Raw genomic sequence first — 21,147 nt, forward strand, 5'->3', positions numbered from 1 at the left:
CGCGCGGCCGGCCGGCCAGTCCAGCAGCTCCGCGCCGGCCGCTGCGGCCTCCGCGCCGAGCCGCCCGCCGGGCGGACAGGCCAGCAGCACCCGGTGGCCCGCCGCGCGCTGCCCGCGGACGAGGTCCACCACCACCCGGGCCACCCCGCCGTCGACCGGCTGAGCAGCATGAAGGAGCGTCAGATACACGGGCGCGAGCCTAGGTTGGCTCGGCGTCCGACGTCCCCGGGATCACCCGTCCCGGGGACGTGGCACCACCCGTACGGCGCGGGCCGTCCGCACGGGTGTGCGCAGGGTCGTACGGTTGCCCGACCGGTTACTCGACCTCGGTGGAGAGCCGGTCGAGCACAGCGCCGTGGATCCGGTTGAGGCCCTTGGGGGCGAAGGTCCGCTCGAAGAAGCCGCCGATGCCGCTCGCGCCCTGCCAGGAGGCGTCGACCACGACCTTGGCGCCCTCACCGGCCGGGGTGACCGTCCAGGTGATCACCATGCTGGAGTTGGCGTCCGTCTCCACCAGGGTCTGCGGCCGCGGCTCGGTGACCGAGAACAGGCAGTCGCGGACGCGCTTCTCGGTGGCCTGCAGCCGCCAGTGCACCTGGGTGCCGGCGCCGGTGCCACCCGCGCGGACCTCGTACTCGCTGTACTGCTCGGGCAGCAGCCGCGGCCGGACAGTGGCGTAGTCGGCGAGCGCCTCGTACACCCGCTGCGGGGACGCCTGGTAGACCCGCTCGGTGGTGGCCTGGACCTTGCCCATGGGGGCTCTCCTTCACTGGACTTCGCCGCCGCCGCTCGGGGGCGCCGGCCGATCGCGCCCAAGCCAACCACACCGGCCCCGCCGCACCCGCGACTCACCCCGGGGCGCGGGTTAGGCTTGCCGGTGTGCTCGATCAGGTGACCGCCCTCCGCTACCTCGATCCGCTGCGCGCCGGCGGCTCGGTGCCCGGCGTGGTCGAGACGGACGACCTGGGCACCTACGTGGTCAAGTTCACCGGCGCGGCGCAGGGCGCGAAGGCCCTGGTCGCCGAGGTCATCGTGGGCGAGCTGGCCCGCCGGCTGGGGCTGCGGGTGCCGCCGCTCGTCCTGGTCGACTTCGACCCCGCGGTCGCCGCCCACGAACCGGACACCGAGATCCAGGACATCCTGCGGGCCAGCGCCGGACTCAACCTCGGCATGGACCTGCTGCCCGGCGCCCGCGACTTCACGCCCGGCGCCCTGCCCGTCGACCCGCTGGAGGCCGGCCGGATCGTCTGGCTCGACGCACTCACCGGCAACGTCGACCGCACCGTGCACAACCCCAACCTGATGGTCTGGCACCGGCGGCTCTGGCTGATCGACAACGGCGCCGGGCTGATCTTCCATCACCGCTGGTCCGGCGCGGCCGCCTCGGTCCTCAAGCCGTACCCGATGAACGCGCACGCCCTGGGCGCCTTCCGGCCCGCCGTGGCCGCCGCCGACGAGGAGTTCGCACCGCAGGTCACCGAGGAGCTGCTGCGCGAGGTGGTCGGCCTGGTACCGGAGCCCTGGCTCGCCGACGAACCCGGATTCGACTCGCCGCAGGCCGTCCGTGAGGCGTACGTGGCGCACCTGGCCGAACGGGCCGCCGGCTCCGCGGCCTGGCTGCCGACCGAGTTCGCCTCCCCGGAGGAACTGCGGGCCGCCGAGGAGCGCCGCGCCGCAGCCACCCTGGCCGCCCGCCCCGCCTGGCTCAAGCAGGTCCCCAACCGCCACGGCCTCGCCCAGGTCGAATCCGACTGGACCCGCCACATCGGCTGAACGGCACAGCACTGCGGGCAGCCCCTCAGGGGGCAGCGCAGCACCTCAGGGGCGCGGGCTGCATCTCCCGGCCAGAAGCTGGGAGCGGACCTGCGGAGGACACCACCAGGGGCGCGGGGAACTGCGCAATTCGGATGCGGCGCATCGTACGAACCAGGGCTCGCCCCGAACTCGCCACGATGCCCGATCCCGGACTGCGCAGTTCCCCGCACCCCTCTTGGCTCACCCCTAGTACAGAGGCGGAACGGGCTCCGCGCCGGCCGCGAGCAGGAGGCCCTCGGTGAGGGTGCCGCAGAAGAGGCAGAACGCCACCAGTGCGGCCCGCTCCAGGGGGTCGAGCCGGCGTACCCGCGGTGTCCGCAGCAGCAGTCCGGCGGCGGCGAGGCCGGCCAGGGGTCCGCCGAGCACCAGCAGGAGCGCCTGCAGCCAGTCCCCCGGTCCGGCCGCGACCGAGCCGCCCACGCCGATGCAGACGCCGATCGCCAGCAGTACCAGCCCCGGCACCGCGACCACCAGGCTGCCCGCGAGCACCAGCACCGTGCCGGCCCTGCGCCGTCCGTCCACCCCGACCACCGTCCCCCTCCGTCGGCCCCCCGCACCGAGGGTCGCCGGAAACGGCCCTGCCCCGCCTGAGTACGGATACTCGGGCGGGGCAGGGGAGTTCGTCCGTCGTTCAGCCGGCCGAAGCCCTGGGGGTCACGGACGTCACGGATGTCACAGGCGCCACCAGTCGGCGGCCTTGGCGGCGTTGACGATGCCCGCGCCGTAGAAGCCGTTGCCGTGGCCGGAGGTCTCGCAGACCGCCTTCCAGGCGCCGTCGCCGCTGGGGTCGAAGGTCGCCGGGCAGCTGTGGTCGTCGGCCTGGTGCTGCAGCATGGCGCGCAGCTCGTCCGGGCCGGCCCACGGGTGGGTCGAGGCGAGCAGCGCGGCCACGCCCGCGGCGTGCGGGGAGGCCATGGAGGTGCCCTGCATGTAGGCGTACTTGTTGCCGCGGACGGTGGAGAGGACCCGGCCGTTCTTGTCGGGGGTGTCCGGCAGCTGGTAGCGGGAGTCGCCGCCAGGGGCCGCCACGGTGGCCTTGCCGAGGCCGTAGCTGGAGTAGAAGGACTTGTCGCCCTTGTCGCCGACGGAGGTGGTCACCACGATGCCGGGCAGTTCGGTCGGCAGCGAGAGGCAGTTGTCGTCGACCGGCCGCGGGGCGGGGGTGGTGTCGTCGGGGCTGGTGGTGTCGGTGGTCTTGTGGGCGAGGTCGATGTTCTCGTTGCCGGCGGCGGCGACGCTGAGCACGCCGTTGCGCTGCGAGAAGGCGACGGCCCGCTTGACTGCGGTGACGATCGCGGCCTGGTCGGGGTCGGTCTTGCAATTGAACAGCCACGGGTCGATGTAGTAGCTGTTGTTGGTCACCTGGAAGTGGTGCTCACCGGCCCACATGAAACCGCAGATGGCGTACTCGGGGTAGATGAACCCGCCGTCGTCGACGACCTTGACCGCGGCGAGGCGGACGTTCGGCGCGATGCCCTCGATGCCCTTGCCGTTCTTGGCGGCGGCGATGGTCCCGGCCACGTGGGTGCCGTGGTCGCTGGAGGTGGGCTGCCAGGACTGCCAGGAGGTGTCGGCCTTGCCGCCGTTGATGCAGGATGCGGAGAGGGAGGCGTCGACGTTGGCGGCGAGGTCCTCGTGCGTGGCGTCGATGCCGGAGTCCAGGACGCCGACGACCACCCGGCGGCTGCCGAGGGTCTTCTCGTGGGCCTTGTCGACCCCGATCTTCCGCATGTCCCACTGGTTGGCCCAGAGCGGCTCGGAGCCGTCGGCGGGTGCGGCGGTGGGGACGGCGGCCGGTTCGGCCACCTCCACGTCGTTGCTCTGGACGATGCCGGCGGTGCGGCTGGCGCCGACCGAGTCGACGGTCTTCGAGGAGCGCAGCTTGGCCGCGAAGTCCTTGTCGGTGGAGCGGGCGACGACCACGCCGATCTGCTCGTAGGAGACGACCACGGTGCCGCCGAGGGCGGTGATCTCCTTTTCCGCCTTCTTGACCTGGCCGTGGTTGGCCTTGGTGTTGACCACGTAGCTGAGGAGCGGGCCTGGCGCGTCCGCGGCACCGGCCGCGGCGGCGGTTCCCGTGGGCAGCGCGATCGCGCCCGCGGTGGCGAGGGCGAGGCCCAGCGCCGCCGTCCTGGTCCGGCGTATCCGAGGAACACTCATAGGGGTTGACCCTCCGGAGTCTCGAAGTGTGCCCCGCTGGTGGCGGTGGCACGTGAGGTGGACCGGACGCTATTGAACGCGCGTGGTGATCCGCAAGACCGCGGACACGAAATGTGCACAACAGCGGTGCCCGGCCCGCTGTCAGCCGGGCCGGGCACCTGTCCTGTTCGTCCGTCGGGTCATACCGGGCCGAAACCCGTTGGTGCCGTCAGGAGTTGAAGAGCTCTCCGTAGGTCGCGAGGGCGGTCGCGACGTCCGCCTGGGCCCAGAAGCGGTGGTAGGTGAAGGTCGGTGCGGCGCCGCCGTCCAGGTAGGACTGGACCTTGGCGAAGGCCGGGTCGTTCTTGTAGAAGGAGCGGATCGAGAGGAAGGTGGACGCCGAGTTGATCGGGTCGCCGTTGGGCATGGTGCCCGTCCAGCCGGAAGGGACGGAGACCGAGTCCTTGAACCGGCTGTAGTCCGTGCGGGTCTCCGGGACGGAGATGCCGAGCGTGTCCTGGTCGTTGGCCCACATGCCGTCCAGCAGCTTCTGCGCGGCGGTCTTCGCCGCGGCGTTGCCGGACTTCGCCGCGTAGTAGGACAGCAGCTTGGCGTACGAGCCCGCCACGCCGACGTCGCCGGTCTGGTCGACCACGGTCACGTGCAGCGAGGCGTTGCTGCCGGGCGAGCCCGCGTTCCAGGTGTCCGGCTTGCCGGTCCAGGCCAGCGTGGACGGGATCTTGAAGCTGCCGTCGCTGTTGAACGTGGTGTTCGCCAGCGCCCAGGTGACCCACTTGTCCAGCACGGCCTTGGCCTTGGTGTCGCCGCTCGCGTAGTAGTACTCGGCGAGCCGCTCCATGCCCCAGGCCTGGAAGCCGAACCACTGGTTGGACGGCGGGTCGTGGTAGACCGGCGCCTCGTCGTAGTACATGCCGTAGAAGGTCGGGGTCCCGGCCGGCGGGGTGGCGTAGGCGCCGTCCCAGCTGTTGGTGGCGCCGCCCGCGATGGCGCCTTCGCTGGACTGCAGCCACTGCAGGAACTCGACCTGGCGGCCCAGGCTGGTCGTCCAGTCGGTCTTGCCGGTGGCCGACTTGGGGGCCATGGCGGTGTTGTTCACCAGGGCGTAGGCGGCCATCGGGTTCTGGTAGCCGCCGTGCGCGGCGCCGTCGCCGATGCGCCAGGCCCAGCCGGCGCTGCTGTCGGTGGCACCGCCCCAGGCGTAGTACCAGGACAGCAGGTAGTGCTCGCTGTTCTTGCCGGAACCGGCCGCGCAGACGGTCGGGCCGACGCAGTTCCCGATCTTCTTGAAGTACTTGTCGAAGAAGGAGTAGCGCAGGTAGTCGCCCATCTTGCCGGCCTTGGCCACGGTGGTCGCGACCTGCGAGCCGTTGCCCTGGGCCTTCGCCCAGGTGTCCGCCCAGTAGGCGGCCTGGATGGCGCGGGCGTCGGCATCCGGGGCGTCGGTGAACTTCCACTGCTTGGCGTAGGACGCGTCCTTGACGAACAGGTCCAGGTAGCCGTTCTTGCCGCCGTAGGCGAACTTGTCGCAGGTGGGTTGGGGGATCGTCTCCCAGACGGACTCCTGCGGGCCGCGCTGGTAGGTGTTGATGTAGGACGGTCCGGTGTCGGTCGGGCCGGCCTCGCACTTGCCGGGCGAGTTGCCGTAGCCGTACACGTTGTCCACGTCCTGCAGCCAGTGCATGCCGTAGATGTCGTCGGTGCCGTAGGCGGACTTCAGCTCCCCGGCGATCGGGTCGTTGCCCGGCGTCACCGAACTGTCCATCTGCGACGGATAGTCGCTGGGCAGCGGGTGCTCGGGGGCGTAGGTCGCCGGCTTGCCGGCGTTGTAGAAGCTGTTGGTGGGCTGGTCGGCGTGCGTGGGGATCATGTACGTCTCCATGAGCGTCCACGCCGCGTTGAACTTCGACCAGTCCTTGGTCACCCGGCCGTACTGCGCCTCCAGCCACAGCAGGTAGCTGTAGGCCTCCGAGGTGGTCTCGTGGCCGTGGTCCGGCGCCTCGACCAGCAGGGTCTCCACCGAGTGGTAGGGGATGCCCTCGGGCGAGAAGTAGCCGTTCGCCGGTGCCTTGATCTTGTTGTACAGCTGCAGGAAGCGGTCGTCGTAGACGCCCGTCCCGGCGGCGAGTTCGGTCACCGTGACCACCGAGCTGGTGTAGCCGGTGGCGGTGGAGGTGAAGTTCGCCGAGCCGGTGGAGGCCGCGTCGGCCGTCAGGGTGACGGTCTGCGCGGTCGACCAGTTCGACGGGGTGAAGGTGAGCGTGGCACCGGAGCCGATGGAGAGCCCCGTGTTGCCGGAGGTGCGGGTGGTGGTGACGGTGACGTTGCCGCTCGGCTGCGAGGACAGCTTCAGCGCGAAGGTGCCGGTCTTGCCCTGGGTCACCGACAGCGTGGTGGGCACCGCGGTGATCGCCGGGCCGGCGGCGACCGTGATGCCGGCCGGGGTCGACTCGCTGGTCGCGCCGAGGCTGTCGTACGCCTTGGCGTAGACGGAGTGGCTGCCGGAGGAGGCTCCCGTCCAGCTGAAGGTGTACGGCGCGGTGGTGACGGTGCCGATCAGCGTGGTGTTGTCGTAGAACTCGACCTTGCCGATGGATGCGCCGTCCGCCGCACCGGCGGTGGCTGCCAGCGGGATCGCCGCGCCGGCGGCGTAGTTCGCGCCCGCCGGGGGACTGGTGAGCGCGACCGTGGGGGCGGTGTGCGCACCGATGCAGGCGGTGCCGTTGACCGCGAACGAGGTCGGTGCCGCATTGCTGCCGCTGTAGCTGAAGTTGGCGCCGGCGGTCACGGACTGCCCGGCGCCGATGCCGGTCGCCCAGGCCGGGTTGGTGACGGTGACGTTCTTGCCGGACTGCGACCAGGTGCCGTTCCAGCCGGTGCCGGAGAGCGTCTGGTTGCCGGTGTAGGCGTAGGCCAGCGTCCAGCCGTTGATCGCATCGGTGCCCTTGTTGCTGATCTTCACGTTGGCGGTGAAGCCGGAGCCCCAGTCGTTGGTGCTGTAGTCGACGGAGCACTGCAGGGCGGCGGCCGCGGCGGGGTTCGCGACCATGGTGGTGAGGCCGGCCGCGAGCATGGCAAGCGCCACGCCGAGCGTGGACACGCGGGTGGTGCGGGAGATGGCGGGGGGTGACATCACGGCTCCTGGAGGTGGGGGGAGATCGACGGCGAGGCGGCGATGCACGGCTCTCGCTTCAGTGCGTGGATCTGTGGGAGCGCTCCCAAGGATGGTGACGCGTTACAGGCATGTCAAGAGACTGCGCAGCAGGGCGGCTTGGCAACTCCCGTGCCGCTGGCTATGTTTCAGCCCGGGCATGTGGGAGCGCGCCCATGAAGCACTCTCGTCGAGGAGTGGACATGTCCCTCCGCACCACCGCCCTGGCACTGGGGTCCGCGCTGGTCGCGACCGCCGCCGCAGGGCTCGCCATGGTCGGCCCCGGCACCGCCACGGCCGCCACCACCGCCTGCACGGTCGACTACAGCACCAACGACTGGGGCTCCGGCTTCACCGCCAACGTGAAGATCAGCAACAAGGGCACCGATGCGATCAACGGCTGGACGCTGGCCTACGCCTACACCGGCAACCAGACGCTCTCCGGCACCGGCTGGAACGGCACCTGGTCGCAGTCCGGCAAGAACGTCACCGTCACCAACCCGGCCTGGGCGACCGGCATCGGCGCCGGGCAGTCCGTGACCGCCGGCGCCAACTTCAGCTACAGCGGCAGCAATGCGACACCGACCTCGTTCACACTGAACGGGCTCGCGTGCACGGGCACGGGCACCGGCCCGACCCCGTCCGGCTCGGCCAGCGCCTCGGCCTCGCCCTCCGCGAGCGCCTCCGCCTCGCCGAGCGACTCCGCCTCCCCCAGCAGCTCGGCGTCACCGAGCAGTTCGTCGTCGCCCACCGGCAGCACCGGCGCCCCGGCACTGCACGTCTCGGGCACCTCCCTGGTGAACGAGGCCGGCACGCCCGTCACCCTGCACGGCGTCAACCGCTCGGGAACCGAGTTCATGTGCGTCCAGGGCTACGGTTTCTTCGACGGCCCGGTCGACGCCGCGGCCGTCGCGGCCATCAAGAGCTGGCACGCCAACGCCGTCCGCGTCCCGCTCAACGAGGACTGCTGGATCGGCACCAGCAACGTCAAACCCGAGTACGCCGGCGCCAACTACCGCGCAGCGATCAAGGGTTGGGTGGACGCACTGCGCAACGCCGGCCTCACCCCGATCGTCGAGATGCACTGGAGCCGCGGCCAGTACACCGGCTACTCCTCCGGCTGCGCGGACGTCAACGCCACCTGTCAGAAGCCGATGCCGGGCGCCAACGCGGTGCCGTTCTGGAGCTCCGTCGCGGACACCTTCAAGGACACCACGCAGGTGGTCTTCGACCTTTTCAACGAGCCCTACCCGGACCGCTCCGAGTCCTCGACCACCCAGAGCTGGCTCTGCTGGCGCGACGGCGGCAGCGCCTGCCCCGGCATTCCGTACCAGGTCAGCGGCTTCCAGACGCTGGTGGACACCGTCCGGGCGACCGGCGCCAAGAACGTCATCATGCTCGGCGGCCTGGCCTACTCCAACGACCTCGGCCAGTGGCTCACCCACCGGCCGACCGACCCCACCGGCAACCTCGCCGCGGCCTGGCACGTGTACAACTTCAACACCTGCGCCAGCACCTCCTGCTTCGACTCCACGCTGGCCCCGGTGGCCGCCAAGGTCCCGCTGGTCGCCGGGGAGATCGGCGAGAACACCTGCAGCCACGGCTTCATCGACCAGGTGATGGCCTGGCTGGACGCCCGCAAGCTCGGCTACCTCGGCTGGACCTGGAACACCTGGGACTGCAGCTCCGGACCGTCGCTGATCAGCAACTACGACGGCACCGCGACCGACTTCGGCGCCGGCCTGCGCGACCACCTCCGCGCGATCGGCTGACGCCTGGTCACGGGGTTGCACCACAAGGGAACCGCGCAATCGGACGGTGGCCCACCGTACGACATCGGGCTTGCCCCGTACCGCTACGGCGACCACCCCCGGACTGCGCGGTTCCCCGCGCCCCTGGAATGACCGCTCGCGTGCGGCAAACCCGCAGGGGCGCGGGGAACTGCGCAATTCGGAGGCGGCGCACAGACGGATCGCGGTCAACCCCGGTTCATTGCGGTACCCACTCCCCTGCGCAGCCCTCCCCCAGCCTTCGGCCGGGAGGTGCCCCCACGCGCCCCCGACTGGGTGCTCCGCGCTCTCAGGCCCGGCCTCTCAGATTCGGTACAGGCGGCGGGCGTTGCCCGATCCGAGTGCTTCGGTGATCCGCAGAGCGTCCGCCTCGGTGCAGTCGCCGGCTGTCTGCCAGCCGTCCAGCAGCGTGGCGAGCGCCCGGCGGAACTGCGACGCGCCGACCGGGTAGAGCTCGGGCAGCCCGTAGGCGTCGGTGGAGGCCAATACCTTGCCGAAGGGGGCCAGTTCGAGCACCTCACCGAGCACCGCGGCGGCCCGCGGCCCGGTGTACGAGAGGGTCAGCCCGACGTCGGCGTACACGTGCGGGTAGGCCTGGGTCAGCCAGGCCGCCTGCCGGTGGTACGGGTAGCCGTGCAGCAGCACGAGCGGGACGCCGTCGGGCTCCACTGCGCGGACGAAGTCCACCAGCAGGGCCGGGTCGGCCCGGTGCAGCTGCAGGTCCGGGTCGCCGAAGCCGGTGTGCAGTTGGATCGGCAGCCCGAGGCCGACGGCCGTCCACAGCAGGTGGCGCAGCAGGACGGGGTCGGTGATCCGGCCCGGTGGGCGGGCCCCGGCGGCCCGGACGACCTCGGAGCGGGTGGGCGGGCCGCCCGGGATGTCCAGGCCTGCGCGGTAGGCGAGCACCGACTTCACCGCGACCGCCCCGGCGCAGGCTTCGGCGAGCGCCTCGGCGACGGCGTCCGGCCAGTGCGGCGCGGGCGCGCGGACCTCGGCGGCCACCGCCTCCAGCCGCACCACTTCGTGCAGCCGTGCCCCGGCGAGGGCGGCGAGGTCGCCGGGCGGCAGCAGCGGCCGGCCGCCGGCCTCGGTGAGGCCGGTGTCGACCAGCAGTTCGGCGAGGCCGGCGCCGGCGAGCATCCGGGCGGTGGCCTCCGCGGCGCCGGTCGCCCGGCGGGCCTCCAGGTAGTCGGCCGGTTCGGCGAGTGCGGGCAGCCCGAGCAGTGGCGGGCACCAGCGACGGACGGCGAGCCCGATGGCGCTGTCGAAGGGCGAGGTGCCGGGGGCGGGCGGCCGGTCGGACTCGGTGATCAGTGCGCCGAGGGCGGTCCCGTCGAGTTCGTCGGCGAGGACGCTGTGGCAGTGGTGGTCGACCAGCACCGGTCAGTACCGCCACCGGGTGGCGGCGACCAGCTGGTGTGCGTCGAGCCCGCCGTAGCGGGCGATCTCGGCCTCCCGGACGTCGAGCACCGCGTGGTAGAGCTCCTCCCCCAGTGCGGTGCGCAGCGGGGCGCAGGCGCGGAGGGCGGAGAGTGCGGCGGCCGGGCCGTGCGGCAGCCGTTCGACGCCGGGTTCGCGGGCCGGGTCGCCGGGGACCTCGGGCGGCAGTTTCAGGTTGGCGTCGAGTCCGGTGAGGCCGGCGGCGAGTGCGCCGCCGACGGCGAGGTAGGGGTTGGCGGCCGCGTCGAAGCACTTGACCTCGGCGTTCGCCTGCTCGGGTGCGGAGCCGGTGATCAGTCGCAGGGCGGCCTCCCGGTTCTCCAGGCCCCAGCAGCGGTAGGGGCCGGCCCACCGGCCGGGCACCAGTCGCAGGTGGCTGGCGGGGCTCGGGGCGCCGAGCACCAGCAGGGCGGGCAGTTCCTCGAGGATTCCGGCGAGGAAGGCCGCGGCCTGTTCGGTGAGGCCGTGGGGGCCGGGCCCGCCGGTGTGCAGGTTCCGGCCGTCCTGCCAGAGGCTGAGGTGCAGGTGGCAGCCGTTGCCGACGCCGTCCGGCGCGACCACCGGGGCGAAGGAGGTGCGCAGCCCGTGCCGGGCCGAGACCGCCCGGACGGTCTGCCGCACCAGGAGGGAGGTGTCGGCGGCCCGCACGGGGGTGTCGGCGGCGACGGAGACTTCGAACTGGCCGGGGGTGTACTCGGGGTGGATCTGCAGTACGGCGAGCTGCTGCGCCTCCAGGGCGCGGAGCACGTCGAGCAGGTAGTCGGAGCGTTCGACCAGGCGGTCCATGCCGTAGGCGGAGCCGCCCTCCGGTACGCCGTCCCGGTCGACGACCCACTCGATCTCGAAGCCGGCCCGCACCGCGAGGCCGCGGGCGGCGAGTGCCTGTTCGGTGCGGCGGGCGAACCAGCGCTGGCAGCCGGGGTGCGCCGCGCCGTCCTGGCGACGGCGGTCAACGGGCGCCCAGGCCCAGCCGGGCTGGGCGGCGAGCGGCACCAGGGCGTCGAGGTCCGGGACGAGGCGGAGGTCGCCGACCGGGCCGCCGCCGGGGGCCATCGAGTCGTCGGCGAGGAAGGAGTCGAAGCAGGGCGAGGCGCCGATGCCGTGCCGGACGGCGTGCGGCAGCCGGGCGACCGGCACCGCCTTGGTCCGGGTGATGCCGGCGTTGTCCACCCAGCCGAGGGCGACGGCGTCCACCCCGGCCCCGGCGAGTTCCGCGGCGGCCTGTTCGGCCCGTTCCACCGTCTCGTCCCTCGTCTGCACGCTGCCCATGCGCCCATGCTGCCGTCCGGAGCGGCCGGGGCGGGGGAACGCCCCGCGGTGGGGGCGGCCTGGGAGGGTGAAATCGGCCAACTCCGCGAATGTGTCGCAGGTCACACCGGACGGGGAATTTCCGGGGACCGACTCCCCGTTTAACCGGGTGTCCGCACAAACGGGGAACGAGTCCCCGGAAAGGAAGGGAGTCCGATGACCACTGTCAGCGCCAAGCCGGCGGGCCAGCGGCTCCGTGCGGACGCCAGCCGCAACCGGGCGAGGATCATCACCGCCGCCCGCGAGGCGATCGTGGAGCACGGCGCGGAGGCGCCGCTCGACGAGATCGCCCGCCGGGCCGGGGTCGGCAACGCCACGCTCTACCGTAACTTCTCCGACCGGCGCGAGCTCCTGCACCACGTCACCCTCTCGGTGCTGACCCGGGTGCTGGAGCACGCGGAGGCCGGACTCGCGGACCCGGACGCCTTCGAGGGCCTGACCCGGTTCACGCACGCCGCCGCGGACGAGCGCATCGGCGCGCTCTGCCCGATGGTCTCCGACCACATCGACCACGACGACCCCGAGCTGGAGGGCGCCCGGCTGCGGCTGAAGGCCGCCGCCACCGAGCTCATCGCCCGCGCCCACGCGAGCGGGCAGCTGCGCGCCGACATCGGGGTCGGCGACTACTTCCTCGGCGTCACCCAGCTCACCCGCCCGCTCCCGGGCACCGGCTGCCTCGACCTCGACCAGTTCGTCCATCGCCACCTGCAGGTCTTCCTGGACGGCCTGCGAGCCCCGGCGACCTCCGTACTTCCCGGCCGCGCCGCGTCCTTCGAGGACCTCAAGCGCGCCGACTGACCGTCCCGACCGCACGCAACGCACGTTAGTGGGTACCCCCATGTCCGAAACCGGCCTCCAGGCCGATCCGCGCCGCTGGAAGGCACTCGCCTTCATCGGCCTGGCCCAGCTGATGGTCGTCCTCGACGCGACCGTCGTGAACATCGCACTGCCCTCCGCCCAGCACGACCTCGGCATCTCCGACGGCAACCGCCAGTGGGTGATCACCGCCTACGCGCTGGCCTTCGGCGGACTGCTGCTGTTCGGCGGCCGGATCGCCGACCTGTGGGGCCGCAGGCGGACCTTCATCATCGGCCTGAGCGGCTTCGCGCTGGCCTCCGCGCTCGGCGGCGCCGCCGTCAACACCCCGATGCTGCTCGGCGCCCGCGCCCTCCAGGGCGTCTTCGGCGCACTGCTCGCCCCGGCCGCGCTCTCGCTGCTCGCGGTGATGTTCACCGAGGCCAAGGAGCGTGCCAAGGCGTTCGGCATCTACGGCGCCATCGCCGGCGGTGGCGGTGCCATCGGCCTGATCCTCGGCGGTCTGCTCACCGAGTACCTGAACTGGCGCTGGACCTTCTACGTCAACATCCCGTTCGCCGTGGTCGCGATCCTCGGCGCGGTGCTGGTGATCCGCGAGCCCGTCGGCAGCCGCAACCGCAACAAGCTGGACATCCCCGGCGTACTGCTGGTCACCTCCGGCCTGGTCGCCCTGGTGTACGCCTTCACCCGCGCCGAGTCGGACGGCTGGAGCGCCCCCGTCACCGTCGGCCTGTTCGTCGCCGCCGCCGTGCTGCTCGCCGCGTTCGCCGTGGTGGAGAGCAAGGTCTCCGCGCCGCTGCTGCCGCTGCGCGTGGTCACCGAGCGCAACCGCGGCGGTGTCTACCTGTCGCTCGGCCTCGCCGTGATCGGCATGTTCGGCCTGTTCCTCTTCCTGACCTACTACCTGCAGGTGGTGCTCGGCTACAGCCCGGTCACCAGCGGCCTGGCCTTCCTGCCGATGGTGGCGGGCATGATCACCGGCTCCACCCAGATCGGCGCCCGGCTGATGACCCGCGTCCCGCCGCGCTACCTGATGGTGCCGGGCTTCCTGGTCGCCGCGCTGGGCATGCTCGTCCTCACCCAGATCGACGTGCACAGCTCCTACCCGGCGCTGATCCTGCCCGGTCTGATCCTGATGGGCCTCGGCATGGGCACCGCGTTCATGCCGGCGATGAGCCTGGCCACGCACGGCGTCGAGCCGCGCGACGCGGGCGTCGCCTCGGCGATGGTCAACACCTCCCAGCAGGTCGGCGGCGCCATCGGCACCGCGCTGCTGAACACCATCGCGGCCAGCGCCACCACCGCGTACCTGACCTCCCACGCCAAGGACGGCGCGCCGCAGCAGCTGCTCCAGCTGCAGGGCATGGTGCACGGCTTCTCGACCGCGATCTGGTGGTCCTTCGGCATCCTGGTGATCGCCGCCGGGGTCGCCGCCACCCTGATCAACACCGGCCGTCCCGAGGTCCACGCGACCGCCGAGGGCGCGGCCCAGGAGGACGCCGTCCCCGTGATGGCGCACTGACCTCCCCCGCCACCGCAGCGGCCCGCCGGGTTCTCCCGGCGGGCCGCTGCGCGTTCCCCGTCCCTTCCCGACCCGCGCGGCACTCTTCCTACTCGACGGTAACTCCGCTACAGTGACCGGCACGCACCAGCGCCGGGCCTCGGGAGCCGCACCGGCGTGGTCGGCGCCGCGGCATTGCGCGGACGCCCCGGTGCGTGATCTCCGGCCCTCGCGGCCGTCTTCCTCCCTGCAGCAGTTCAGCGCCGCCTGTCCTTCCTCTCAGCGCGCCTGAGCACTTCGGCACACCCGCGGCACGACCGGAGCGGACCGGTCCGTGCTCCGCGGGGCCGCCCCGCCTTCCCGCACACCCGCGTCGCCACACCCTCCTCCGGCGTGCCCCGGCCGCCGCTCGCCGTCGAGCGGCCGGCCGCGCCCGAGTGCTGCGCGGGCCCATGACAAGGAGTCAGGACAATGGAGCGTCCCTTCCCCACCGTCGCCGTGGTCGGCCTCGGCACCATGGGTGCCGGCGTCGCCGTGGCCGTCGCGAAGAGCGGCCGCCGGGTGCTCGGCATCGAGGCCGATGCCGACGCGGCGGGCCGGGCCCTCGCCCGGATCGAGGAGGCCACCGCGCACGCGGTGCAGCGCGAGCGGCTCACCGCCGAGGAGCGCACCGCGCTGCTCAACCTGATCACCGTCGGCGACCGGCTGGACGTCGCGGCCGAGGCCGACCTGGTGATCGAGGAGCTGCCCGAGCAGCTGGAGCTGAAGCGGGAGGTCTTCGCCGAGCTGGACCGGATCTGCCCGCCGGAGACGGTGCTCGCGACCGGTACCACCGCGCTCTCGGTGACCCGGATCGCCGCCGCCACCGCCCGCCCCGAGCGGGTGCTCGGCCTGCACTTCTTCAACCCGGTGCACACCATGAAGCTGGTCGAGGTCGTCCGCACCGTGCTGACCTCGCCGCAGGCCGCCGAGGACGCCGCCGCCTTCGCCCGCGACCTGGGCAAGGAGCCGGTCGCGGCGGGCGACCGGGCCGGCTTCATCGTCAACGGCCTGCTCTTCGCCTACCTCAACCAGGCCGCCGCGATGTTCGAGTCGCGGTACGCCACCCGCGAGGACATCGACGCCGCGATGCGGCTCGGCTGCGGCCTGCCGATGGGCCCGCTGGCCCTGCTCGACCTGATCGGCATCGACACCGCCCGCACCGTGCTGGAGGCGATGTACGAGCAGTCCAAGGACCGGCTGCACGCCCCGGCGCCGATCCTCGGCCAGCTGGCCGCGGCCGGCCTGCTCGGCCGCAAGTCCGGCCGCGGCTTCTACAGCTACGAGGCGCCCGGGTCCTCCCGGGTGGTCGCCGAGGCCTCCGCCGCGGCCGGCACCCGGGTCGCGGGCCGGGCGGTCGGGAGCATCGGCGTCTGCGGCTCGGGCACCATGGCCACCGGCATCGTCGAGGTGTTCGCCAAGTCCGGCCTGCCCGTCCTGCTGGCGGCGCGCAGCCAGGAGAAGGCGGACCGCGCGAAGGCGCAGCTGGCCAAGTCGCTGGAGCGTTCGGTCTCCCGCGGCCGGCTGAGTGCCGAGGCGCGGGACGCGGCGCTGGCGCTGGTCACCCCGACCGGCAGCTACGCCGACCTGGCCGGGGTGGACCTGGTGGTCGAGGCGGTCGCCGAGGACCTGGAGGTCAAGCGCGAGCTGTTCGCCACCCTGGACAAGATCGTCAAGCCGGGTGCGGTGCTCGCCACCACCACCTCCAGCCTGCCGGTGATCAGCTGCGCGACCGCGACCTCGCGGCCGCAGGACGTGATCGGCATGCACTTCTTCAACCCGGCGCCGGCCATGAAGCTGGTCGAGGTGGTGTCCACGGTGCTCACCGCGCCGGACGTCACCGCCACCGTGCTGGAGCTCTGCTCGAAGGTGAAGAAGCACGCGGTGGAGTGCGGCGACCGGGCCGGCTTCATCGTCAACGCGCTGCTCTTCCCGTACCTGAACGACGCGGTGCGGATGCTGCAGGAGCACTACGCGACGGTGGACGACATCGACACCGCGATGAAGCTCGGCTGCGGCTACCCGATGGGCCCGTTCGAGCTGCTGGACGTGGTCGGCCTGGACGTCTCGCTGACCATCGAGCAGGTGCTGCACCAGGAGTTCCGCGAGCCCGGCCTGGCGGCCGCCCCGCTGCTGGAGCACCTGGTCGCGGCGGGCTGCCTGGGCCGCAAGACCGGCCGCGGCTTCCGCGACCACGCCCGGCGCTGACGCACCACGGGCCGTCCCGCTCCGACCCGTCCGCGACGGGCGGGGCGGGGCGCACGGCACATCCACGGACCGAACGGCCGCCTCGCAGCAAGGAGTCGACATGAACACCGAGCCCGGAGGCAGACTGCCTCGGAGCAACGTCGCGCCGGCCGGCCGGCCGGCGTGGAACCAGGGTCCGCTGCCGCCCCGCTGGCCGCGGCCCGCCGTGCTGCCGCCGGCACCCCCGGTCCGCCGGGCGCGGGCGACCGGAGCGGCGCCCGGGGCGTGTAGCGTTCCGGGCATGGATCGGGAACAGTCATCCGCGCAGCAGCAGCCGCCCCGCGAACCGCTGGACGGCGCCCGCCCCGAGGGCGGCACCGGCGGCCGACGGGCCGCGGCGCAGCGTCGGCAGATGCGCCAGGAGCTGGCGTCGGCGGCGATGGACCTGTTCGCCAACCAGGGGTACGAGGAGACGACGGTCGATCAGATCGCCGCCGAGGCGGGCGTGGCGCGGCGGACATTCTTCCGCTACTTCCGCTCGAAGGAGGAGGCGATCTTCCCGGACCACGACGACACCCTGGTCCGGGTGGCCGACCTGCTGGCCAGCGCCGAGCCGGAGGAGCACCCGCTGGACGTGGTGTGCCGCGGCATCAAGGAGGTGCTGCGGATGTACGCCTCCACCCCGGGCGTCTCGGTGGCGCGCTACCAGCTGATCCGGCAGGTGCCGGCGCTGCGGGAGCGGGAGATCGCGGTGGTGGCCCGGTACGAGCGGCTGTTCACCCGGTACCTGCTGGGGCGCTTCGACGCGGCCGAGCAGATCCCGCCGGGGTGGCAGCGCGGCGGGGACGACGACTCGATGCTGGCCGAGGTGTCGGCGGCGGCCGTGGTGGCGGCCCACAACCACGTGCTGCGGCGCTGGCTGCGGGCCGGCGGCCACGGCGACGTGGAGGCGCAGCTGGACCACTCCTTCGAGGTCATCCGGGGCACCTTCTGGGCGACCTCGCCGAGCGGCGTGCGACGCCGTGGCACTCTTGTGGCACCCAGTGCCAGTGGTGACACCGGGTCGGTGCTGGAGAGCACCGCGGTGAGCGCCCTGAGCGCCAGCCCGGGCGGTGAGGTGCTCATCACAGTGGCCCGCACCGACGCCCCGCTGGACCTCGTGCTGGACTCGATCAAGTCCGCCCTGGGTGCCGCCAAGTCGGCCTGATTCCCGGCGTTTCCGCAGTTCAACAGCGTTTCGAAGGCCCGTCCCGGACATCCGGGGCGGGCCTTCGCGCATACCGCACCGGGCGCACCTCGAACAGCGATCCACATCACTCGAACTGATGACACCCGGTGTCTTTACGAGTGGCACAGGGTGCCATTACCTTGTTACCCACCAGTCGCGGCGCCGCGGCTCCCCACCTCGGCGCGCCGTGTCCGGCGTCCCCACACCTCGGGGGCAATCACGACTTCGGCGACACCACATCCGTCGCAGACCGTCGGCCCAATCCCACCCAGACCCTCAGCGAAGCCGGTGTCCGCTCCCGGCTCCCCCAGACGCCCTGTGCCCTCACACAGGTACGCCTTCGGAGGCAGCCATGAACGAAATCCTCGACGCGATCCTCAGCTCCGACAGCACCCCGGCGGACTTCGCCGCGATCAAGCTGCCGGAGTCCTACCGGGCGGTGACGCTCCACAAGGACGAGGAGCAGATGTTCGCCGGCCTCGCCAGCCGCGACAAGGACCCCCGCAAGTCCCTCCACCTGGACGAGGTCCCCCTCCCCGAGCTCGGCCCGGGCGAGGCCCTGGTCGCCGTCATGGCGAGCTCCGTCAACTACAACACCGTGTGGAGCTCGATCTTCGAGCCGGTCTCCACCTTCGGTTTCCTGGAGCGCTACGGCCGCCTGTCGCCGCTGACCAAGCGCCACGACCTGCCGCACCACATCCTCGGCTCGGACCTCGCGGGCGTCGTCCTGCGCACCGGCGCCGGCGTCAACGCCTGGAAGCCCGGCGACGAGGTCGTCGCGCACTGCCTCTCGGTCGAGCTGGAGTCCCCGGACGGCCACAACGACACGATGATGGACCCGGAGCAGCGCATCTGGGGCTTCGAGACCAACTTCGGCGGCCTCGCCGAGATCGCCCTGGTCAAGACCAACCAGCTGCTGCCCAAGCCGAAGCACCTCACCTGGGAGGAGGCCGCCTCCCCGGGTCTGGTCAACTCCACCGCCTACCGCCAGCTGGTGTCGCAGAACGGCGCCGGCATGAAGCAGGGCGACAACGTGCTGATCTGGGGCGCCAGCGGCGGCCTCGGCTCCTACGCCACCCAGTACGCCCTGGCCGGCGGCGCCACCCCGATCTGCGTGGTCTCCAGCGAGTCCAAGGCCGAGATCTGCCGCGCCATGGGCGCCGAGGCGATCATCGACCGCTCCGCCGAGGGCTTCAAGTTCTGGAAGGACGAGCACACCCAGGACCCGCGCGAGTGGAAGCGCCTGGGCAGCAAGATCCGCGAGTTCACCGGCGGCGAGGACGTGGACATCGTCTTCGAGCACCCGGGCCGCGAGACCTTCGGCGCCTCGGTCTACGTCACCCGCAAGGGCGGCACCATCGTCACCTGCGCCTCGACCTCCGGCTACATGCACCAGTACGACAACCGCTACCTGTGGATGTCGCTGAAGCGCATCGTCGGTTCGCACTTCGCCAACTACCGCGAGGCGTTCGAGGCCAACCGCCTGGTCGCCAAGGGCAAGATCCACCCGACCCTCTCCAAGGTCTACTCCCTGGACGAGACCGGCCAGGCCGCCCTCGACGTGCACCACAACAAGCACCAGGGCAAGGTCGGCGTGCTCTGCCTGGCCCCCGAGGAGGGCATGGGCGTCCGCGACCACGAGCTGCGTGCCAAGCACCTGCCGGCGATCAACCGCTTCCGGGACATCTGATGGCAGATCGCGACCGTCCGTGGCTGATGCGGACCTACGCCGGACACTCCACCGCGAGCGACTCCAACGCGCTCTACCGGCGGAACCTGGCGAAGGGTCAGACGGGCCTGTCCGTCGCCTTCGACCTGCCCACGCAGACGGGCTACGACTCGGACCACGTCCTCGCCCGCGGCGAGGTCGGCCGGGTCGGCGTCCCGGTGGGCCACGTCGGCGACATGCGCACCCTGTTCGACGGCATCCCGCTCGAGCAGACCAACACCTCCATGACGATCAACGCCACCGCGATGTGGCTGCTGGCGCTCTACCAGGTGGTCGCCGAGGAGCAGGGCGCGGACATCGCCAAGCTCACCGGCACCACCCAGAACGACATCGTCAAGGAGTACTTGTCGCGCGGGACGCACGTCTTCCCGCCCGGTCCGTCCGTCCGGCTGATCACCGACATGATCGCCTACACGGTCGCGAACATCCCCAAGTGGAACCCGATCAACATCTGCAGCTACCACCTGCAGGAGGCCGGGGCCACCCCCGTCCAGGAGATCGCGTACTCGATGTGCACCGCGATCGCCGTCCTCGACGCCGTCCGCGACTCCGGCCAGGTGCCGGCCGAGCGGATGGGCGAGGTCGTCGGCCGGATCTCCTTCTTCGTGAACGCGGGCGTCCGCTTCGTCGAGGAGATGTGCAAGATGCGGGCCTTCTCCCGGCTGTGGGAGAAGGTCACCCGCGAGCGCTACGGCATCGAGGACGCCAAGCAGCGCCGGTTCCGCTACGGCGTACAGGTGAACTCGCTGGGCCTCACCGAGGCCCAGCCGGAGAACAACGTCCAGCGCATCGTGCTGGAGATGCTCGCCGTCACCCTCTCCAAGGACGCCCGCGCCCGCGCCGTCCAGCTGCCCGCGTGGAACGAGGCCCTGGGCCTCCCCCGCCCGTGGGACCAGCAGTGGTCGCTGCGCATCCAGCAGGTGCTCGCCTACGAGTCCGACCTGCTCGAGTACGGCGACATCTTCAACGGCTCCACGGTGATCGAGGCCAAGACCGACGAGCTGCTCGCCGGCGCCGAGGCCGAGATCGCCAAGGTGCTGGAGATGGGCGGGGTCATCCCGGCCGTCGAGTCCGGCTACCTCAAGTCCAACCTGGTCGCCTCGCACGCGGCCCGGCGCGCCCGGATCGAGGCCGGCGAGGACAAGATCGTCGGGGTGAACTGCTTCGACACCACCGAGGAGAGCCCGCTCACCGCGGACCTCGACACCGCGATCATGGTGGTGGACCCGGCCTCCGAGCGCTCCGTGCTCGCCGGCCTGGAGAAGTGGCGCGCCGGGCGCGACGAGGCGGCCGCCCAGACCGCCCTGGAGCAGCTCAAGGCCACCGCCGCGACCACCGACAACCTCATGCAGGCCACCCTCGCCTGCGCCCGCGCCGGCGTGACCACCGGCGAGTGGGCCTTCGCCCTGCGCGAGGTCTTCGGCGAGTACCGCGCCCCCACCGGCGTGGGCGGCGCCCCGGTCGCGGTGGCGGCCGAGGCCGGCGGCGAGCTCGCCGCCGTCCGCGAGGCGGTCGCCGCGACGGCCGCCGAGCTCGGCACCGGCAAGCTCCGCCTGCTGGTGGGCAAGCCTGGCCTCGACGGGCACTCCAACGGCGCCGAGCAGATCGCCGTCCGGGCCCGCGACGCCGGCTTCGAGGTGGTCTACCAGGGCATCCGGCTCACCCCGGAGCAGATCGTCTCCGCGGCCGTCGCCGAGGACGTGCACTGCGTGGGTCTGTCCATCCTCTCGGGCGCCCACCCCGAGCTGGTGCCCGACGTCCTGCAGCGGCTGCGCCGTGCCGGGGTGGAGGATGTGCCCGTGATCGTCGGTGGCATCATCCCCGCTGCGGACGCCGAGGCCCTCAAGGCCGCCGGTGTCGCCGCGGTCTTCACCCCGAAGGACTTCGGCATCACCACCATCATCGGCCGGATCGTGGACGAGATCCGGCTGGCCAACAGGCTCCAGCCGTGGGCCGCGGCGCCGCACACGACCGCGACCAGCTGAC

14 protein-coding genes and 1 pseudogene are annotated in these 21,147 nt (G+C 72.1%); 8 read left to right on the forward strand and 7 right to left on the reverse strand.

The window, feature by feature from the left end; translation table 11 throughout:
• Both KSNIM_RS11735 and KSNIM_RS11740 read right to left on the reverse strand, forming a co-directional pair.
• Positions 1–189, reverse strand: a pseudogene (locus tag KSNIM_RS11735) (glycosyltransferase family 1 protein); the annotation flags it as partial.
• A 127-nt stretch (positions 190–316) separates the two neighbouring features.
• Positions 317–754: an SRPBCC family protein gene (locus KSNIM_RS11740; protein WP_263103188.1), complete on the reverse strand. Its 438-nt coding sequence runs from the start codon at positions 752–754 to the stop codon at positions 317–319.
• A gap of 125 nt (positions 755–879) precedes the next feature.
• On the opposite strand from KSNIM_RS11740, the gene KSNIM_RS11745 reads away from it, so the two are divergent.
• Positions 880–1,773 (forward strand): HipA family kinase, encoded by an 894-nt coding sequence (locus tag KSNIM_RS11745; protein ID WP_263103189.1) that lies wholly within the window; start codon positions 880–882, stop codon positions 1,771–1,773.
• Positions 1,774–2,001: 228 nt separating this feature from the next.
• Here KSNIM_RS11745 and KSNIM_RS11750 read toward each other — a convergent pair whose 3' ends face one another.
• From KSNIM_RS11750 to KSNIM_RS11760, 3 genes are all read right to left on the reverse strand, one after another.
• Positions 2,002–2,346 carry a hypothetical protein gene (locus tag KSNIM_RS11750; protein WP_263103190.1) on the reverse strand — a complete coding sequence of 115 codons (345 nt, stop codon included), beginning with the start codon at positions 2,344–2,346 and terminating at the stop codon, positions 2,002–2,004.
• Between the two features lie 141 nt (positions 2,347–2,487).
• Positions 2,488–3,975, reverse strand: a complete 1,488-nt coding sequence (locus KSNIM_RS11755) for a S8 family peptidase (protein ID WP_263103191.1) — start codon at positions 3,973–3,975, stop codon at positions 2,488–2,490.
• Positions 3,976–4,183: 208 nt separating this feature from the next.
• Complete coding sequence (locus tag KSNIM_RS11760) at positions 4,184–7,105, reverse strand: glycoside hydrolase family 48 protein (protein WP_263103192.1); 2,922 nt, start codon at positions 7,103–7,105, stop codon at positions 4,184–4,186.
• Between the two features lie 290 nt (positions 7,106–7,395).
• On the opposite strand from KSNIM_RS11760, the gene KSNIM_RS11765 reads away from it, so the two are divergent.
• A complete protein-coding gene (locus tag KSNIM_RS11765) occupies positions 7,396–8,895 on the forward strand; it encodes a cellulase family glycosylhydrolase (protein WP_263107912.1) in 1,500 nt (499 codons plus the stop codon).
• Between the two features lie 321 nt (positions 8,896–9,216).
• Here the strand turns inward: KSNIM_RS11765 and KSNIM_RS11770 are convergent, their stop codons facing one another.
• The gene (locus KSNIM_RS11770) at positions 9,217–10,293 is read right to left on the reverse strand and encodes an amidohydrolase family protein (RefSeq protein WP_263103193.1); all 1,077 of its coding nucleotides are present in this window, start codon (positions 10,291–10,293) and stop codon (positions 9,217–9,219) included.
• 3 nt (positions 10,294–10,296) lie between these two features.
• Positions 10,297–11,622, reverse strand: coding sequence for a glutamine synthetase family protein (locus KSNIM_RS11775; protein ID WP_263103194.1), 1,326 nt, complete (start codon positions 11,620–11,622; stop codon positions 10,297–10,299).
• Positions 11,623–11,817: 195 nt separating this feature from the next.
• Here KSNIM_RS11775 and KSNIM_RS11780 point away from each other — a divergent pair, with 195 nt between their 5' ends.
• The 6 genes from KSNIM_RS11780 (at position 11,818) to KSNIM_RS11805 (ending at position 21,146) form a co-directional block, all read left to right on the forward strand.
• Positions 11,818–12,459, forward strand: a complete 642-nt coding sequence (locus tag KSNIM_RS11780; protein ID WP_263103195.1) for a TetR/AcrR family transcriptional regulator — start codon at positions 11,818–11,820, stop codon at positions 12,457–12,459.
• Positions 12,460–12,499: 40 nt separating this feature from the next.
• Positions 12,500–13,999, forward strand: coding sequence for an MFS transporter (locus KSNIM_RS11785; RefSeq protein ID WP_263103196.1), 1,500 nt, complete (start codon positions 12,500–12,502; stop codon positions 13,997–13,999).
• Positions 14,000–14,449: 450 nt separating this feature from the next.
• Complete coding sequence (locus KSNIM_RS11790; protein WP_263103197.1) at positions 14,450–16,225, forward strand: 3-hydroxyacyl-CoA dehydrogenase family protein; 1,776 nt, start codon at positions 14,450–14,452, stop codon at positions 16,223–16,225.
• A gap of 280 nt (positions 16,226–16,505) precedes the next feature.
• Positions 16,506–17,411 (forward strand): TetR family transcriptional regulator, encoded by a 906-nt coding sequence (locus tag KSNIM_RS11795; protein ID WP_263103198.1) that lies wholly within the window; start codon positions 16,506–16,508, stop codon positions 17,409–17,411.
• A 373-nt stretch (positions 17,412–17,784) separates the two neighbouring features.
• Positions 17,785–19,122 (forward strand): crotonyl-CoA carboxylase/reductase, encoded by a 1,338-nt coding sequence (ccrA, locus tag KSNIM_RS11800; RefSeq protein WP_263103199.1) that lies wholly within the window; start codon positions 17,785–17,787, stop codon positions 19,120–19,122.
• A complete protein-coding gene (locus tag KSNIM_RS11805) occupies positions 19,122–21,146 on the forward strand; it encodes a protein meaA (RefSeq protein ID WP_263103200.1) in 2,025 nt (674 codons plus the stop codon). Before ccrA ends, KSNIM_RS11805 begins: the two co-directional genes overlap by 1 nt.
• Position 21,147 lies beyond the last annotated feature (1 nt).

This window comes from Kitasatospora sp. DSM 101779 (assembly GCF_025655475.1).
Lineage (GTDB): Bacteria > Actinomycetota > Actinomycetes > Streptomycetales > Streptomycetaceae > Kitasatospora.

Bases quoted from the DNA above. Each gene is read 5' to 3' on its own strand.
- KSNIM_RS11740 (WP_263103188.1), bottom strand. From the start codon at position 754: ATGGGCAAGGTCCAGGCCACCACCGAGCGGGTCTACCAGGCGTCCCCG.
- KSNIM_RS11755 (WP_263103191.1), bottom strand. From the start codon at position 3,975: ATGAGTGTTCCTCGGATACGCCGGACCAGGACGGCGGCGCTGGGCCTC.
- KSNIM_RS11760 (WP_263103192.1), bottom strand. From the start codon at position 7,105: ATGTCACCCCCCGCCATCTCCCGCACCACCCGCGTGTCCACGCTCGGC.
- KSNIM_RS11765 (WP_263107912.1), top strand. From the start codon at position 7,396: ATGGTCGGCCCCGGCACCGCCACGGCCGCCACCACCGCCTGCACGGTC.
- KSNIM_RS11775 (WP_263103194.1), bottom strand. From the start codon at position 11,622: ATGGGCAGCGTGCAGACGAGGGACGAGACGGTGGAACGGGCCGAACAG.
- KSNIM_RS11780 (WP_263103195.1), top strand. From the start codon at position 11,818: ATGACCACTGTCAGCGCCAAGCCGGCGGGCCAGCGGCTCCGTGCGGAC.
- KSNIM_RS11785 (WP_263103196.1), top strand. From the start codon at position 12,500: ATGTCCGAAACCGGCCTCCAGGCCGATCCGCGCCGCTGGAAGGCACTC.
- KSNIM_RS11790 (WP_263103197.1), top strand. From the start codon at position 14,450: ATGGAGCGTCCCTTCCCCACCGTCGCCGTGGTCGGCCTCGGCACCATG.
- KSNIM_RS11795 (WP_263103198.1), top strand. From the start codon at position 16,506: ATGGATCGGGAACAGTCATCCGCGCAGCAGCAGCCGCCCCGCGAACCG.
- ccrA (WP_263103199.1), top strand. From the start codon at position 17,785: ATGAACGAAATCCTCGACGCGATCCTCAGCTCCGACAGCACCCCGGCG.
- KSNIM_RS11805 (WP_263103200.1), top strand. From the start codon at position 19,122: ATGGCAGATCGCGACCGTCCGTGGCTGATGCGGACCTACGCCGGACAC.